This is a genomic window from Mycobacterium sp. 1245801.1, assembly GCF_001673055.1.
Taxonomy (GTDB): domain Bacteria; phylum Actinomycetota; class Actinomycetes; order Mycobacteriales; family Mycobacteriaceae; genus Mycobacterium; species Mycobacterium europaeum_A.
Window position 1 is genome coordinate 1 of the sequence record NZ_LZKY01000121.1, and the last position, 15,289, is coordinate 15,289.

At 64.4% G+C, this 15,289-nt stretch carries 18 protein-coding genes; 5 read left to right on the top strand and 13 right to left on the bottom strand.

Translation table 11 applies throughout. The features are described from left to right. Together A5622_RS07060 and A5622_RS07065 are read right to left on the bottom strand one after the other, a co-directional pair. A partial coding sequence (locus A5622_RS07060; RefSeq protein ID WP_156749235.1) for an MFS transporter occupies positions 1–664 on the bottom strand: 664 nt, incomplete at its 3' end. Between the two features lie 188 nt (positions 665–852). Further along, complete coding sequence (locus A5622_RS07065; RefSeq protein WP_066877534.1) at positions 853–1,206, bottom strand: UBP-type zinc finger domain-containing protein; 354 nt, start codon at positions 1,204–1,206, stop codon at positions 853–855. Between the two features lie 133 nt (positions 1,207–1,339). Here A5622_RS07065 and A5622_RS07070 point away from each other — a divergent pair, with 133 nt between their 5' ends. Then, positions 1,340–1,678, top strand: a complete 339-nt coding sequence (locus tag A5622_RS07070) for a nitroreductase/quinone reductase family protein (RefSeq protein WP_066877536.1) — start codon at positions 1,340–1,342, stop codon at positions 1,676–1,678. A 56-nt stretch (positions 1,679–1,734) separates the two neighbouring features. Here A5622_RS07070 and A5622_RS30045 read toward each other — a convergent pair whose 3' ends face one another. Continuing rightward, positions 1,735–2,016 carry a hypothetical protein gene (locus A5622_RS30045; RefSeq protein WP_232002891.1) on the bottom strand — a complete coding sequence of 94 codons (282 nt, stop codon included), beginning with the start codon at positions 2,014–2,016 and terminating at the stop codon, positions 1,735–1,737. On the opposite strand from A5622_RS30045, the gene A5622_RS07075 reads away from it, so the two are divergent. Then, a complete protein-coding gene (locus A5622_RS07075; RefSeq protein WP_066861256.1) occupies positions 1,912–2,667 on the top strand; it encodes an alpha/beta fold hydrolase in 756 nt (251 codons plus the stop codon). The two genes, A5622_RS30045 and A5622_RS07075, sit on opposite strands and share 105 nt — an antisense overlap. Before the next feature lie 37 nt (positions 2,668–2,704). Further along, on the top strand, positions 2,705–3,151 hold the full coding sequence (locus A5622_RS07080; RefSeq protein ID WP_066877540.1) for a VOC family protein: 447 nt from the start codon (positions 2,705–2,707) through the stop codon (positions 3,149–3,151). Here the strand turns inward: A5622_RS07080 and A5622_RS07085 are convergent. The 6 genes from A5622_RS07085 to A5622_RS07105 all read right to left on the bottom strand — a co-directional run bounded on the left by A5622_RS07085 (position 3,148) and on the right by A5622_RS07105 (position 7,452). After that, complete coding sequence (locus tag A5622_RS07085) at positions 3,148–3,825, bottom strand: Crp/Fnr family transcriptional regulator (RefSeq protein WP_066861106.1); 678 nt, start codon at positions 3,823–3,825, stop codon at positions 3,148–3,150. The two genes, A5622_RS07080 and A5622_RS07085, sit on opposite strands and share 4 nt — an antisense overlap. 175 nt (positions 3,826–4,000) lie before the next feature. Further along, positions 4,001–4,171, bottom strand: coding sequence for a hypothetical protein (locus A5622_RS28990; RefSeq protein ID WP_156748759.1), 171 nt, complete (start codon positions 4,169–4,171; stop codon positions 4,001–4,003). 111 nt (positions 4,172–4,282) lie between these two features. Next, positions 4,283–5,716, bottom strand: coding sequence for an FAD-binding oxidoreductase (locus tag A5622_RS07090; RefSeq protein ID WP_066877542.1), 1,434 nt, complete (start codon positions 5,714–5,716; stop codon positions 4,283–4,285). Between the two features lie 99 nt (positions 5,717–5,815). Next, complete coding sequence (locus tag A5622_RS07095; RefSeq protein ID WP_066877543.1) at positions 5,816–6,556, bottom strand: SDR family NAD(P)-dependent oxidoreductase; 741 nt, start codon at positions 6,554–6,556, stop codon at positions 5,816–5,818. A 53-nt stretch (positions 6,557–6,609) separates the two neighbouring features. Next, positions 6,610–6,894, bottom strand: coding sequence for a hypothetical protein (locus A5622_RS07100; RefSeq protein WP_066877545.1), 285 nt, complete (start codon positions 6,892–6,894; stop codon positions 6,610–6,612). A gap of 84 nt (positions 6,895–6,978) precedes the next feature. Continuing rightward, positions 6,979–7,452, bottom strand: coding sequence for a GtrA family protein (locus A5622_RS07105; RefSeq protein WP_066877547.1), 474 nt, complete (start codon positions 7,450–7,452; stop codon positions 6,979–6,981). A gap of 106 nt (positions 7,453–7,558) precedes the next feature. On the opposite strand from A5622_RS07105, the gene A5622_RS07110 reads away from it, so the two are divergent. Continuing rightward, positions 7,559–7,930: a hypothetical protein gene (locus tag A5622_RS07110; protein WP_066877549.1), complete on the top strand. Its 372-nt coding sequence runs from the start codon at positions 7,559–7,561 to the stop codon at positions 7,928–7,930. 18 nt (positions 7,931–7,948) lie between these two features. Beyond that, positions 7,949–8,374, top strand: a complete 426-nt coding sequence (locus A5622_RS07115; protein ID WP_066877551.1) for a hypothetical protein — start codon at positions 7,949–7,951, stop codon at positions 8,372–8,374. 60 nt (positions 8,375–8,434) lie between these two features. Here the strand turns inward: A5622_RS07115 and A5622_RS07120 are convergent, their stop codons facing one another. The 4 genes from A5622_RS07120 to A5622_RS30590 all read right to left on the bottom strand — a co-directional run. Next, complete coding sequence (locus A5622_RS07120; protein WP_066877553.1) at positions 8,435–9,247, bottom strand: phthiotriol/phenolphthiotriol dimycocerosates methyltransferase; 813 nt, start codon at positions 9,245–9,247, stop codon at positions 8,435–8,437. 66 nt (positions 9,248–9,313) lie between these two features. Beyond that, positions 9,314–10,231: an SDR family NAD(P)-dependent oxidoreductase gene (locus tag A5622_RS07125; RefSeq protein ID WP_066877555.1), complete on the bottom strand. Its 918-nt coding sequence runs from the start codon at positions 10,229–10,231 to the stop codon at positions 9,314–9,316. A 58-nt stretch (positions 10,232–10,289) separates the two neighbouring features. Continuing rightward, entirely contained in the window at positions 10,290–11,840 is a 1,551-nt protein-coding gene (locus tag A5622_RS07130) for an NAD(P)/FAD-dependent oxidoreductase (protein WP_066877557.1), read from the bottom strand. Positions 11,841–12,006: 166 nt separating this feature from the next. Then, on the bottom strand, positions 12,007–15,289 hold a 3,283-nt coding region (locus tag A5622_RS30590), incomplete at its 5' end, for a thioester reductase domain-containing protein (RefSeq protein WP_156752871.1).

The following is a 15,289-nucleotide window of genomic DNA, read 5'->3' on the forward strand; positions in this document are numbered from 1 at the left end:
TGAGGATGGCGTGGCCGAAATGTTCCCGCTCCAACGGGGCGAATTGCTTGGGCCGCTTCCAGGCGGCGAGGGCAACGATGATTCCGGCGAACGACACCGCGTTGATGGCAAAGGCCGCCGCGGGTCCGGACACGGCCACCACGACACCCCCGATCGCCGGTCCGATCGCTCGTGCGGCGTTGCCCGCGACGCTGCCCAGGGTCGAAGCGGCCGGTATCTGCGCGCGAGGGACGACCTCGGGCTGGATCGCCTGCCAGGCCGGCCCGGCCAGTGCGGACGCGCAACCGATGGCCACGGTGAACGCCAGCAGCGACGTCGGGGTCATCCGCCCGAGGTAGGTCAGCACTGCCAGCGCCAAGGCGACCAGCACCGCGTAGGACTGCAGGACAAAGAGCAACCGCCGCCGGTCGAACAGGTCGGCGAGTACGCCGGCGCAAAGACCTAGCAGCAGCGTCGGTCCGAGGCTCGCGGTCTGCACCAGCGCCACGATGACGTCGCTGCTGTGCTTTTCCACCAAGAACCATTGGGCCGCAACGCTTTGCATCCATGTCCCGACGTTGGACGCCAGCTGCGCGATGAACAGGCTGCGGTACACGCGGTTGCGGAGCGGTGCCCATGCCGACGGCTGCTCAGCCTCGGCGCTCTCCCGATCCTGAATCACCATTGGATCTGCGGGCCACCACCGTGCTCGAACCGCATACCACAGCGAAGCGCATCGGCGGCCACACACGCGAGGGGGTCGGCGAATACCAACGGCGAGCCGAGATCGACCTCTGGCATGACAGAACGCCTTTCGCGTGGTAGCGGGATTAAGAGTCTAAACCGGGCCCCGCACACCCGCCACGCGAAGCGTTAGCCGTCTCGATGGCGCAGCAGCTCGAACCAGTTGTGTGGAACCCGCCCGCGCGGCCCGGGAACCGACTGATCCTCGGGGCGGCACTCGGGCGGCGCGAGCTCGGGACCCTCGTAGTAGTCGTTGGCCTCGTAGTTCCAGAACCAATCCTCGCCCGGCTCGAATGACCGGATGATCGGATGCCCGGTCTGCTGCCAGTGCTTGGTCGCATGGCGAGAGAACGAGTCGTCGCAGCAGCCGATGTGCCCGCAAGCCGCACAACGACGCAGGTGCACCCACCAACCGCCGGTCGCGTCGCACTCGAGGCAGCCCCCGCCGCTGGGCGGTACCGAAGGGTCGACAGGAGCAGTCATCAGCGCCCCCTCCCTCGTGCATGGCAGCTGTTAGCGCATCCGCGCGGGGATGCTACCCGCTTGTCCCTGCGGCCGGCATCACGTTTGCTGCGATACTTTCCACGTGCGTTCCGAACAACTTGGCCGCCTCCTGATGCGAGCCGCGCCCCTTTTCAATGCGCCGATAGCCGGGCTGGCCAACTCCCGCCGCTTCGGCGGACTGCTCAACCGCAACATCACCATGCTGACCTACACGGGTAGACGCTCCGGGCGCACCTTCAGCATCCCGGTGTCCTATCGACGTAGCGGGAACGAGATCGTCATCGGCGTCGGCATGCCCGAGGCGAAGACGTGGTGGCGCAACTTCCTGAACACCGGCGGACCCCTGACCTTGCGCCTCGACGGGGCCGATCGCGCTGGACATGCCGTCGCCAAGCAGGATGAAAGAGGACGCGTAACCGTCACGGTGCGGCTCGCCGAGGCGCATTCGTGAACTCCACAATTCCCAACCGGGCGAACCGCCGTGGGCGGCACCGAGCGGAAACTGCTTCACGACAGGGTGTTTGAGTCCTCGGAGGTCGAAAACTGTTTGCCCGTTCGCGCCAGATGCCGATCACGCCAGCCTGGTTCACCGCAGCACTGAATCACAGGCCGGACCACGTCGACGTGGACGTCGACGGTTGCCGCATACATCTGCGCGTCTGGGGTGATGCCGATCAACCGCCCGTGGTCCTCGTCCACGGTGGTGGAGCGCACTCGGGTTGGTGGGATCACATCGCGCCGTTCTTTCTCCAAACCCATCGGGTGATCGCACCGGATCTTTCCGGGCACGGTGACAGCGAAGCCCGTGGCAGCTACGACTTGCGAACGTGGGCGAGCGAAGTGATGGCGGCCGCGGCGGCCGCGGGACCCGCCGGACGACCAACCATCATCGGCCACAGCATGGGCGGTTGGGTCGTGTCCACGGCGGCGATGCACTACAGCCCCCAAATCAACAGCATGCTGGTGATCGACTCCCCGTTGTGGGAGCGCGCCCCGGAGGAAGGGCGGCTGCGCAGGCACAAGCACAACCAATACCGGACGAAAGATGAGATCCTGGCCCGCTTTACGGCGGTGCCCGCACAGGAGTTGCTCCTGCCCTACATCCGACAGCACATAGCGGCCGAGTCGGTGCGCAAAACCGACGAGGGCTGGATCTGGAAGTTCGACCCGGCGATCTACGGCGGTGAATTTCTCGAACCGACACCGGCCGACGAGGAGTCGCTGGAGACCATGCTGGCCGCGATGCGTTGCCGGGTAGGCTATTTGCGGTGTGAGGCCGGGCTGGTGCCTCCCGCGATGGCCGAACGCATCCGTTCCCTGCTTCAGCTGCGTGGCCCATTCGTGGAATTGGCCCTGGCCGGCCACCACCCGATGCTGGACCAGCCGCTCCCCCTCGTCGCGACCTTGCGGACCCTGCTTGAATTCTGGTCGATCACTTAGGGTTTGACTCGTCTATGCATTCCAGAGAGGGGCCCGCATGCCTGAGATGCCTAGTGTCGGTTCGTGGCCGTCGGCGTTGCCCGCAGTGCAGGTCCGGATGGCCCGACCCACGGCCCAGCTGCAGCGGATAGTCCGGTTCTACCGGGATGTATTGTCGCTGCCCCAGTTGCATTCCGCGGATGACGGCGAATGGGCGGTCGTCATGTTCGGGCTGCCCGACGATCAATACAACCTCGAATTCGTCGCCCATCGCGACGGTATCGACGGAACCGCGCCGACGCGGGAGAACCTGCTGGTGTTCTACTTCAACTCGGCTGACGATCAGCAAGCGGTCGCGAACAGGTGCCGCGGCGCGGGAGCCGAGCAGGTCGTGCTCGACAACCCGTGGTGGGCCCGCAATGGGGCGATAGCCTTTCTCGACCCGGATGCGTGGACGATCGTCCTGATGCCGGCGCCCGTGCCCTTGGCGCACGCGGGGCGTTAAGCCCTGGCGCGGCGGGCCAGTTTCGCGGGTTGGTCGATGATGAGGGCCTTGCCCTGCTGGCGGATCCATCCGCGTTGGGTGAAGTCGGACAGGGCTTTGTTGACGGTTTCGCGCGACGAGCCAACGAGTTGGGCGAGTTCCTTCTGCGTGAGGTGGTGCTCGACGAGCACCGATCCCCCGCTGCTGGTGCCGAAACGCATTGCCAGGTCCAGGATTTGCTTGGCCACCCGGGCGGGGACATCGGTGAAGATCAGGTCGCACAGCGTGTTGTTGGTATGCCGAAGCCGGCGCGCCAGCACCCGCAGCAGCTGCTCGGCAATTTCGGGGCGTTCGACAATCCATGTCCGCAACGCGCGACGGTCCATCCTGACCGCTTCCACCTCGGTCAGGGTGATCACCGTGGAGGTCCGCGGGCCGGGATCGAAGAGCGCCAGCTCACCGAACACGTCCCCGGGACCCAGCACCGCGAAGACGGTTTCGCGACCGTCTGTGGTCTGATGGCGGATCTTCACCGCACCCGACAGGATGACGTAGAGGTCATCGCCCAGCTCGCCCTCGACGAAGACGGTGCGCCGGCGCGGAAACGACACGTGCTCCAGGTGGCGAGCCAACGCCTCGACCGCATCGGGAGCGATCCCCTGGAAGATGCCGGCTCGCGCCAATACTTCGTTCACGCCGCCCCTTTCAACGCGTTTCGCACGGCGTTGCGCGCGCTAGGCGCTGCTCCAGAGTGGGGGCGTCTTGGCTCGCTGTCCAGACTTTACACCAGGCCCGAGATTCGTAACGCGGCAGGTCAGGCCGCGGGCTGGACGTGCAGCGACGCGCCGTTGAGTGGGCGGAGCGGGCCGCTTATGCCGCCGACGTGGTGACGGTCGACGCGATGGTCACCTCGGAGTACAGGTTTCCGCAAGCATCACAATCGACCTGATACTCGAGCTTGTGGTCATCGCGTTCCAGAAACCGGTACTGCGCCCACGCCATGCAGCGGGGGCACCGCGCACGACCGTGCTCGATTGCCATTCGCTAAACCCTTCACTCGCCGAAGACACACTGGAAGTACCCCGTGCCAAGCCGGTCTAACCACCGAGTGTCGACTGCCCATGGACGACGGGCCCGGGACGGCGTTCGGCCCTAGTAGTTGAGCCCCGAAAACATGATCCGGCCGGGATCGTATTTCTGCCGCACGGCGCTCAGCCGCGATAGGTTCGGGCCGAAATAGCGCGAGGGCGACTGGTTGGCCTCGATGTAGTTGACATAGCCGCCGACCGAATACTGTTGCACGGCTTGATGTGCCGTGGTAAGCCAGTTGGTCGCGGCCGCGGGATCGCCCGTTTCCACATACCACTGCACCAGCGCCGACTGGCGCCGCCACGGAAAAGCGGTGGCTCCGGGCGCCACCGTGGCGAGGGCACCGTCCAGCGCGTGCATGATGGCCAGCATGCGCCCGGCGCCGCGGGGAAACGCATTGACCGCCGCGGCGATCCCCTGCGCCACGCCCGCGTTGACGGTGGTGAAGACGTCTGATCCACCGACATAGCCGAGCGGTGACGGGTTGAGATTGCCGACGGCCAGATAGTTCACCAGGTCCAGGTAGTTGAATGTGTGGTTCTCCGTGCCCGACGGCTGCAGCCCCACCGCCTGGGTGATCGCGGCCGCGGCGCTGTTGCCCGACCCGGCCGGGCAGGTCGCCAGGATCCGGCAATGCACACCCATCGCGTCGACGGTGGCGTCCGCCAACGCCCAACTGTTCTGGTCGGCGGTGCGCAACCAGTTCTGCCAACCGACGAGGACCTGCGCGAAGGACTGCGGCGGGAAGTTGAGGTTGACGACGTCGACGTCTTTGGTGGGAAACGTGGCGAAGGTCAGGGAGGTGGTCACGCCGAAGTTGCCGCCACCGCCGCCGCGCAGCGCCCAGAACAGGTCGGGATTGCTGGCGGCGGACGCGGTGACCGCTTGACCGCTGGGCAGCACCACCGACGCCGACGTCAGCTGGTCACAGAGCAGGCCGGCATGCCGGGATTGGGCCCCCATGCCGCCACCGAGCGCATGCCCGGCGGCACCGACTGACGGGCAGGTACCGGTGGGGATGCCCCGACCGGCAGCGGCCAGCGTCCGGTGCATCGTGTACAGACTCGTGGCCGGCGTCACCGTGACCTGTCCCGTCGCGGCGTCGTAGTTGGCGTCCCCGGGCAGTTGGCGCAGGTCGAGCACCATGGTTCCGTTCGCGGTCGACGCGCCGGTATAGGAGTGTCCGCCGCTGCGGGGGGCGACCTTCAGGTTGTGGGCTGCCGCGAAGGCCATCGCCTTCTGAACGTCGGCCGCCGATGTCGGGGTGACAACCGCCGCCGGCGTCGACCCGTTGTAGTTGGTGTTGAAAACCTGCTTGGCTCCGGCGAATTGGGGGCTGTCCGGAAGCACCACCTTCCCGCCGAGCGCCGTGGACAGCCCCTCCCAACCTGTGGGTCTCGGGTCGGCCGCCACTCGGGGTGCGCCGAGGACCGCGCCGGTGGCCAACGCCCCGACGGCGCCCCGCAAAAACAGCTGCCGCGAGATCTCACGCGCCATCGTCGGGCTCCCGCGATTGCCTCATGCCTCGAATTGTCAACGACGGCAAGCGCGGTGCCGCACGACGTGTCGGGGGGTGATCCAAACGTGCTCGAACCGTTACCCGGCGCCTTTGCCGTTGTCGACTCGATAGACCGCGCCGTGGATGGCGGCCGCGGCGTCGCTGGCGAGGAATGCGATGACGTTGGCGACGTCGAGGGGTTGCATCATGCCGCGCGGTGAGGCCGTGCGCATGATCAGGTCGTAGTTGGGATCGTCTGGCGCGCTGAACTGTTCGATCTGCGGCGTGAGCATTCCGCCTGGACATACCGCGTTGACGCGCAAGCGGTCCGCGGTGTATTCCACGGCCAACGCGCGGGTGAGGCCGATCAGGCCATGCTTGGCGGCGCAGTAGCCGGCCGAGTAGGCCTGGCCTTCGACACCGGCGATGGAGCTGACGTTGACGATGTTTCCACCGCGCTCCAGCAGGTGGGGCAGGGCAGCCCTGCACAGGTAGAACGGTCCGTTGAGGTTGACCGCAAGGTCCTGTTCCCAGTCGTCGTCGGTCATCGACTCGGTGCGGCGCATCTGGTGTCGCCCGGCGACGTTGACCAGGACGTCGAGGCCACCGAAATCACGCACGCACTGCGCGACCGCGTCCCGGCAGGCCTGCACCGACCCGATGTCCACCGACGCAAACCCGCCGCTTTCGATATCGGCGAAGACGTCAGCCAGGCGCCGGGCATCGCGGCCGATGCCGAAAACCGTTGCGCCCTGCCGGGAGAACAACTTTGCGGTTTCTGCGCCGAGGCCCGACGACGCCCCGGTCACCAACGCCACTTTGTCTCGTAGTGCAGCCATGCCCGTTCCGTCCTTCTTGGCGACAGTCGATTCGGCAGACTACTTGGTGGGCTCTACCAGGACCGCAACCGCACCACGCTGCCGCGCCGAAGATGCGGTGGCGCAACTATTCTCATGCCGTATCTGGCGGCGATGTCGGAGACGATGCGCTCGGCCCGCACGCGTTGCCGGATGCGGCGCACGGCGATCATCCCGAGCAGGCCGATGGCCTGCCTGCTCAGGGCGATGCGGCTGGTTCGCTTCCTCCAGCTCGGCGGCGGCGAGGCCGGCACCCGTCCCGCGTAGTAGCCGAGGCAGGTTGCCGTCGCGAGCGCGGTGATCACCGCGATTACCGTCACCTGTCGAGCGTCCTTCGTCGCCGTCGCGCGGAGGTCACGGGTGGGCTACACCTCGGCCACCAAGCCCCGGATCGGTGGGGCCGCTCAGCGCCGGAAGACGACCCACCTCATCGCGCTGTACATGTACACCGCTTCACAGCCGCCCGCCGCCAGGCGCGACAGCTGATAGTGCACGCCGATGGCCGCGAGCGCCGTGGTAACCCCGAGGATGAAAGCCAGATAGTTGACGGCGACCACCACGGCGTAGGTCAGCACCTGAGGCCCGACCGCGGCGTGGGACCGAAAGTTGAATATGCGATTGAGGACGTAGCTGAGTGTGAAAGCGCATCCGTAAGCGATGGTCACGGCGATGGGCACCGGAAGGGCGAGCCCGCTGCGCAAGCCCGTCAGGATGGTCAGGTCGAGGCCGAAGGTGAAACCGTTGATCACACAGAAGCCCACGAGCGTCGGCGCGACGACCGCCTTCAGGCCGAACGGCAGCCGGCCGACAACCGCCTCGCACCAGTTGTGGAACCGGCCGGCCACGCCTGAGTGGCTGGCCGAGGGTTCCGCTCGCACCTGAGCACGGTGACATGACCAGGTATCTATTGGGTGATCAGTTGGCCAACTTCCACCGATCGCGCATCGTTACTTTCGCTGCGGATTACGCCCTACGATTCGGAATGTGGACGAGATGCCCCACTACACCGGCCCGATAGATCCGGCGAACCGCAATATCTTTGGGGCATGCCTGTCGCTTATCGGGTTGGCGACGATGATACTCGCCCTTCTGCTGCTGCTGACGGTCTCGAGCAACCGCGCTTTGGCGTTCAAATTGGAAGCCGGGTTCTTTCCGCCGTCGTCCGAATCCGCGGTGCAATCGGCGCGCACCGAGGTCGTCATCGCGGCCGTGTTAATTGTCCTGTCGACCGCTTCGGCGATTACCGCGGTCATTTTTCGCTCGACCATCGCGTGGCGGCTCATCGGTGGCGTGACTCTGCTGGCTTTGCTCCTGGCCGGCCCCTTGCTCTGGGTCTGCTATGACATGGCCTTCTGAACCCGCGGCCCCGCCAATATGATTCGCGTCAAGCGTGTCCGCGATTTCAAGGGCGAGGACGTCGTGTTGTTGGCGGCCGACGGCACCGGTATTGACACCCTGCTCGCGACGCTGGCCGACGCGCTAGGGGAGGGCTCGTCACGCCTGGCGGGCGCCGATGTCGTCCACGACTTTGTCATCGAGGCCGGTGCGGCCCACATAGAACTCTGGGACGGTCGCGCCCTGTGGCGGCTGGACTCCGGGAAGGCGACCGAAATCGTCGAGAAGTTACGGGTGCTGAGTGCCAGCGGGCGCCCCGGCCACCACTACGTCGACGACATGTCGGGCCCTGCGCCCACGCTAGTGCTGTCACGCGACGAATACCTCGCGCCGAGCTGGCTGACCGCGGGCAGGGAGCCGCTGTTTGGTGACTTCGCGCCGGGCGCCGGCGACGAGTCGCCGTAAGCGTGCGGGCCGCGGGGCGTGTGAAAACCCGTTGCTCATAATGGGTTTTGCAACATCGCATCAGTCAGTGGCGAAGCAGTACATTCGGTAGATCAGTTGCTCGTCTTCGAGTTTCTGGCAGATGTTCCTGAATAACCTGTCGACGTAGAAATTCGGGAGGCGGGACTGCTCTTTCAAGACCGGCAGATTATTCTCTACGCCACGCGCAACTTGTTCACTGATGTTCCTTTCGGAAACGAGCCGCATCGGGGCGTTGCGCAATTCGTGGTCCCAATGGCCGATGTCCAGGCGGCGGCGGACGTCGGCGTAAAGGAAATGGCTTCCCGGGCTCAGCACCCGAGCGACTTCGGCGAGGAAGCGGTCGAAGTCGGCGTAGCCGTGTGAGGCTTCGACGTTGATCACCACGTCGAACGATTGATCGGCGAACGGCAGGCTCTCTGCGTTGCCCTGGACGAAGTCCAGGCCGGGCTGTTGGTGCTTTCTGCGGCAGAAGTCGATGCCGGCGGAGTTCAAGTCCAGCCCTGTATAGGAAGCTGGAGCCAGGGTGCGCACCAGGTAGGAGGCTCCGCCGCCGTGTCCGCAACTGACTTCCAATACCCGCTTGTCGGTGAGATCCACTTGGGTGGCGACGCGGTGGTATAGCTGAATGAAGTATCGGTCCGACTCGTCGGAATTCGCCAACGGCAAGGCCATCGGCGGATCCTCCTCATAACCCCAGCTGAGGAATACCAGATCATCGGTGCTGGAATAGCGCGTGGCGAAGGGGTACCAGTACCGGCTGAGGGTTGAGTTGTAGTGGTTCCAAAGGGAATACGAATACTTCGCAATGGATCTGCGGCACGTATCGAAACCCAAGCGGTCTGTGACGCTCATCGGTACAGTATGGACGCCATCCTGGCCCGGCGAGGCAGACTGACTCTTAGATGCGCTCGCCGTGTGTCAGACCGGGAAAGTGACCCCGGTCAGCTCCTCTGACACCGCCCAGAGTCGGCTCTGCAGCGCCTGGTTGTGCGACTGCTTGCTTGATCTGACGACCTTGGGGTGGCCGTGATTCTCCAAGATGCGGTCTGGTCCGTAGTACTGCCCGCCCTGCGCCGCTGAATCGGTGGCGGCCCGCAGTGTGGGCAGCGCGCCCATCTCGGCGCTCTGCGCCCACACGTTCCAAACTATTTGAGCGGGCGGCCGAATCCATGCCGGCATGTTGCGGAGCAATTCGGTCTTCGACCCGCCGGGGTGCGCGGCCAGCGCGACAGTCGCAGTGCCGTTGCGGGCCAACCGGCGCTGTAGCTCGTAGGTGAACAACAGGTTTGCCAGTTTGGACTGCCCGTAGGCCTTGACGCGGTTGTAGGCGCGTTCCGACTGCAGATCATCGAAGTTGATTTTCGCCAGGGTGCGATGTCCGACGCTGCTGACGGTCACCACCCGTGAGCCGTCGGTCTGCAGCAGTCGGTCTAGGAGCAACCCCGTCAATGCGAAGTGACCGAGATGGTTTGTGCCTAATTGCAATTCGTACCCGTCCTGGGTGCGGGCCTTATCCGTGTAACAGACGCCGGCGTTGTTGATCAGTAGGTCGATACGTTGGTGCACCGACTTGATCTGCTCGGCGGACTTGCGGATCGCCCGCAACGACGTGAGGTCCAGATGTTGTATCGCGACGCTGGCGTTTGGATGTTGGGCGGTGATCCGGGCCGCAGCATCCTTGCCCTTGTCGGGGTGACGCACCGCGAGCACCACATCGGCGCCTTTGCCCGCCAGCGCGACCGCGGTGTGGAAGCCGATCCCGGTGTTGGCCCCGGTGATGACGGCGACGCGGCCGGATTGGTCGGGAATATCGACGACGGTCCACTTGGTCCTCATCGGTCGTTCTCCTTGGACTCACAGGGCAGTTGGGAGGTCTGACGACCGTGTCCGAATGTCACTCTTCACCTGCGGCTGCCGTCGGAATGCCCCGGGCCGCGCTGGCATCGCCACCGCCGGTGGCGGCCGGTCGGCGTCGTGTTCGCTCGGACGCCCGGCCGAGCGACCGCACCAGCAAACCGTATAAGCCTGGGCCGAAGGGCCATTGGGTCACAATTGCCCCGGTCGCTCCGCGATAATAGTTGTGCGCCGACCCCCATACCGTGCGGTTCACCTGTTTTTGAAGCCATGCGTGATATCGATCCGTCCAGCTGTGCTTCACTTCGATCGCCGTGATGCGTTGCCGCTGCATCCGCTTGACCGCATGGACGATGTACCCGGCCTGGTGCATCAGCATCGACAGGACTACCGCGCCATTGGTCCCGGGTCCGTACATCATGAAGAAATTGGGGAACGTTGGAACCGTGATGCCAAGGAAGGCTTTCGGTTCTTCCTGCCAGAATTCTTGCAGCATCTGGCCGGTGCTCCCCCGAACCTCCATGGTCCCGAGATAATTCGTTGCTTGAAAACCGGTAGCCATCACCAGTGCGTCGATGCGCCGTTCGACGCCCGCATCATCGACGACGCCGGTCGGCGTCACCGAGGCGACGGCATTCGATACCAGCTCGACGTTATCGAGCTTGAGCGATGGATAGAAGGTCGAGTTGAAAACCAAGCGCTTACCCCAAAACGGGTAGCTGGGCGTCACCGCCTCCTTGAGATCGGGCCGGTCCCGAAATTCCTTCTCAATGTGCTTCAGGGCGGATTTTTGCCCAGCGGAATGAAACAACGTTCCCTGCCGAAAAGGGGCACCCCGAAGGTAGAACGCCTCGGCCAACGCCAGCCACTTCACCCGCGCCCAGCGGTACCGCCACGGGATGCCCAGCGCGGCTCGCTGTCTGGGCGTGTAATCACGCGCGTCCTTCGGTACGACCCAACCTGGCTCGCGTTGAAACACGTAGAGCTGCTTTACGATCGGCGCTAGTTCTGGCACGATCTGGGTCCCCGTCGATCCGGTCCCCACTACCGCGACTGTCAGATCCCGGAGATCATGCTCAGAGTCCCAGCGCGACGAGTGGAACTTGGGGCCTTGAAATGAATCCAATCCGGGCCACGTCGGGTATTTCGGAATGTTCAGGAATCCCGTCGCTCCGACCAGGGCATGGCACCATGTCGCTTCCCCCGTGCTGAGCGTCAGATGGTAGATATGCGCCGCTTCGTTCCATCGCGCGGACTTGACCCCCACGCCACAGTGCAGATGAGAACGCAGGCCGAACTCATCGATGGTGTCGTTGAGGTACCGCAGAAGCTCGGGTTGCTTGGCGTGGGTTCTGCTCCACCGGTGTTGCTTGAAGGGATACGAGTAGACGAACGAGACCGTGTCCACCTCGGCGCCGGGGTACCGGTTGTACCACCAGGCGCCGCCGGGCTGCTCAGCCTGCTCATAGATCGTGAAGGTGTCGATGCGGGCCTTTTTCAGCAGCACCGCTAGGCCGATGCCTCCGAATCCTGCGCCGACTATCACAATCCGGGGCGTCCCGACGCCGCCGAAGGGGCCCGCCGCGCTCATGGATTCCGATCCACACCGTGAGTAGCGATCGGGTTGCGGCGGTTGGCGTGCCCCAATCCCCCGGCGCACCATTCTTGTTGCAGCACGGCGAATCTCGGTGGCGTCACTTGCCGGCCGTCAACGGCAAGAGTTGTCCGGCCGGGCCCAAGCACCTGTGCGTTGGGAATCATTGATGGAGGTCCGTTTGCTCGGCGCGCACACCGGGCTGGAGTAGCCCGAGCAAACGCAGGTCGGTGGCATACTTGATGATCGTCGACGCGGAAATACGTGGAATGTCGTTGTCTGGACCAAGATTTGCTTTGCGCACAGCAGCTCGGAATCGATCCACCGGCGCAAAGGAGCCCACTGTCGGTTCCGGTGGCCGCCGGTCCTTGGTGTCACCCATCAGCGCCAGCAACATGGACAGCACCGAGTGTTGGCGCTGTCGCTCCGGCAAAGCACGCAATCCGACCTCGAATCGGTCTAACCACTGGCCGAAGTCGTCGATGCGCTCGATCGGATAACCGGCCTCGATCAGCCAGTCCACAAATTGGTCAAGCCCGGCGCCATCATCGTGCGGGTTCATCACGTGATAGGTCTCGAACCCCTCAGCGCCTTGTGCGCCCAGCGCGGCAATCGCCTCAGACACGAAATCGACTGGCAGTCCGTCATAGTGCGCACGTTGCCGGTTTCCGGCCTCATCCAGCTGGTAAAAAGAACGCGGTGCGACGCCGGTGGCGACCACACTGAGCACCATCCGGGTGATCATGTCCGTCAGATTGAGCTGGGCCGCATAGGTGGTGTCGGCCAGGATCATGCCGCTGCGGAACACCGCAGTCGGCATCCCGCATAGGTCGTGGGCCTCGCGCAGTAAGACCTCACCGGCCCACTTGCTATTGCCGTAGCCGTTGGCGTAGCTGTCGTCGACGATGCGGTGGGCGCTGATCAGCCGGATGTCGGCATCCTCGGTGAACATCGAGGGCTCGATCTGACGGCCGACGTCGTATGTCGAGACGAATGTGTAGCGCTTGAGCTTCGTAGTGAGCGCAAAGCGGATCAGAGTAGCGGTGCCCACGACATTGGGTCCGAAGAGTTCACGGTAGGGCAGGACGAGGTTGACCAAGGCTGCGCAATCGACGATCAGATCCACGCTGGCGGCCAGGCGCTGCCAAGCCAGCGCATCTATGCCCAGACTGGATTTGCTCGTGTCCCCGGCGATGACCTCCAGACGGTCGGCGGCTAGTTCACGGAAGTGCCGCAGCATTTCCCTGTCCTTGCTGTCGAAGGTGCGATCCAGTCGTTGCCGCGCATGCTCGTCGGAGTCGGCCCTTATCAAGCAGATCAGCTTGCCGCCTCGCGGTTCGAGCTTTTTCAGCCATTCCAGGACGAGGTAGCGCCCGAGGAAGCCGGTTGCCCCGGTCAGTAAGACTGTTCGGACTTCGGCGCTCGGGCCGGGCAGCGTCGGCGCGGCGGACAGCGTGGCGGCGTCGATGAATTTGTCTAGCGTGAGATCGCTGGCGTGCACCTCGGTGGGGGTGTCACCGTGCACGGACGCAAAGCTGGGTCCTCGAGCCTCGCCCTCGGGCATCGAGCCAACGATCAGGTGTTGACGCAGACCGGTGACCGTCGGTGCGTCGAACACGGCGCGCACCAAAAGGTCGGCGTTCAGGCTGGAGTTAATCGCTGCGACCAAGCGCATTGCCGACAACGAATCCCCGCCCAACTCGAAGAACGAGTCGTCGACTCCGACCCGTTCCAGCCCGAGTACCTGGGCATAGATACCGGCGAGGGCCTCCTCGACCGCATCCGAGGGAGCGCGGTACCTGTCGATGCCGCGATACTCCGGTACCGGCAGAGCGCGCCGGTCAAGCTTGCCCGAGATGGTCAGTGGGAAAACGTCGAGCACAACGTAATGCGCGGGAACCATGTAATCAGGCAACTGCTCGGTCACTCGCTCACGCAGGGCGCTGAGTGCGGAGTTGGTGTGGGGATTATTGGTGAGCGCGGCGCGATGCCGGGTGTCGTCGGAGGGCAGGTACAGGTCGCTCAGAGGTGAGAGTTCCGCGGAGGCTGGGTCATTCGCTGAAATGAATACAGCGTCGAGGGTTCCGGATTCGGCGCCCCACGTGACGGCGACGCGGTATCCGGCGGTTCGGCCGATCCGGTGCAACTGTTCTGGCGTGGCGGTGTTTCGGATTTCGGCGGCTTCGGCGAAGGCTTCGTCCAGCGATAGTCCCGCGGTGATTGCTCGTTCGATGTGGACGTCGGTGGCCAGACCGGTGCGAGGGATTTCGGTGACGCGGACGGCACCGGGACGCCGGGACGTCAGCCGATTGCACAGGTCTTGCGGGCTATCGAATTGGTTCCACGTCCAAGCGGGAACAGCGGCCAATGAGCGTACCGGGACGGGAGCGGTATGGGCGACGACGTCGTAGCGATACCGAGTCAGTTCGTTGTCGGCCAACCCGCGTTTGACGCGGATGTCGACCCCCGTCACCTTCGGGTGACTAGCGGCCCAGGCGGTGAAAAACTCTGGCGCCACGAGCAATTCGGCGTCGCTGAGGATCGCCCGGTGTACGCGTTCGCGAATCTCGGCAGCGTCGGTGCCTGCGGTGCGGGCGAGTGCCACAGCGGCCTGGAACGCCCTGTGCAGACTGTGGTTACGGACGTCCCCGATGAAAAGTGTTCCGCCGGGGGCCAGTAGATCGACCGCGTTGTCCAACAGGCCGGTCAGATACTCCCGGTTAGGGAAGTACTGGATGACCGAGTTGAGGATGATGGTGTCGAAATAACCCGGGCGAAGCGCTTCGGTGACGTGGGCCGGCTGAGTCAGCAACTGGACTCGATCACGCCACGGGATCTGCAGTTGGTCCAGTGACCGACCAAGTTTGTCGATGGCCACCTTCGACATGTCGGTGGCTACGTAATGGTCGCAGTGCGGGCCGATCTGTGACAGCAACAAGCCCGAACCCACACCGATTTCCAAAACCCGTCGCGGTTGCGTCTCCATGATCCGATCCACCGTGGCCGCGCGCCACTCCACCATCTCCCGGCGCGGAATCGGGTCACCGGTGTAGCTGCTGTTCCAGCCCCGGAAATCGGCACCGAATGCTGACTCTTCGGCTTCATCTCCATACACGTCGTCCCAGATGTGTTGCCATTCTTCGACAATTTCGGCGTTATGGTCAGGAGCGGTGGTGCGATCGAGGGTGAGGTATGCGACGAGCCGTTTGTCTCCGGGTTGGTCTTCGCGGGCGATGACGACTGCCTGCTTGATGCTCTCGATTCGGTTCAAGGCGGCTTGGATTTCGCCGAGTTCGATGCGGTAGCCGCGGATTTTGACCTGCTCATCAGCGCGGCCCACATAGCGCAACTGCCCATCGGGTGTCCAGGACACCAAATCCCCGGTGCGATACATCCGCGCACCCGGCCCCCCGAACGGACACGCCACAAACCGCGACCCCGTCAAC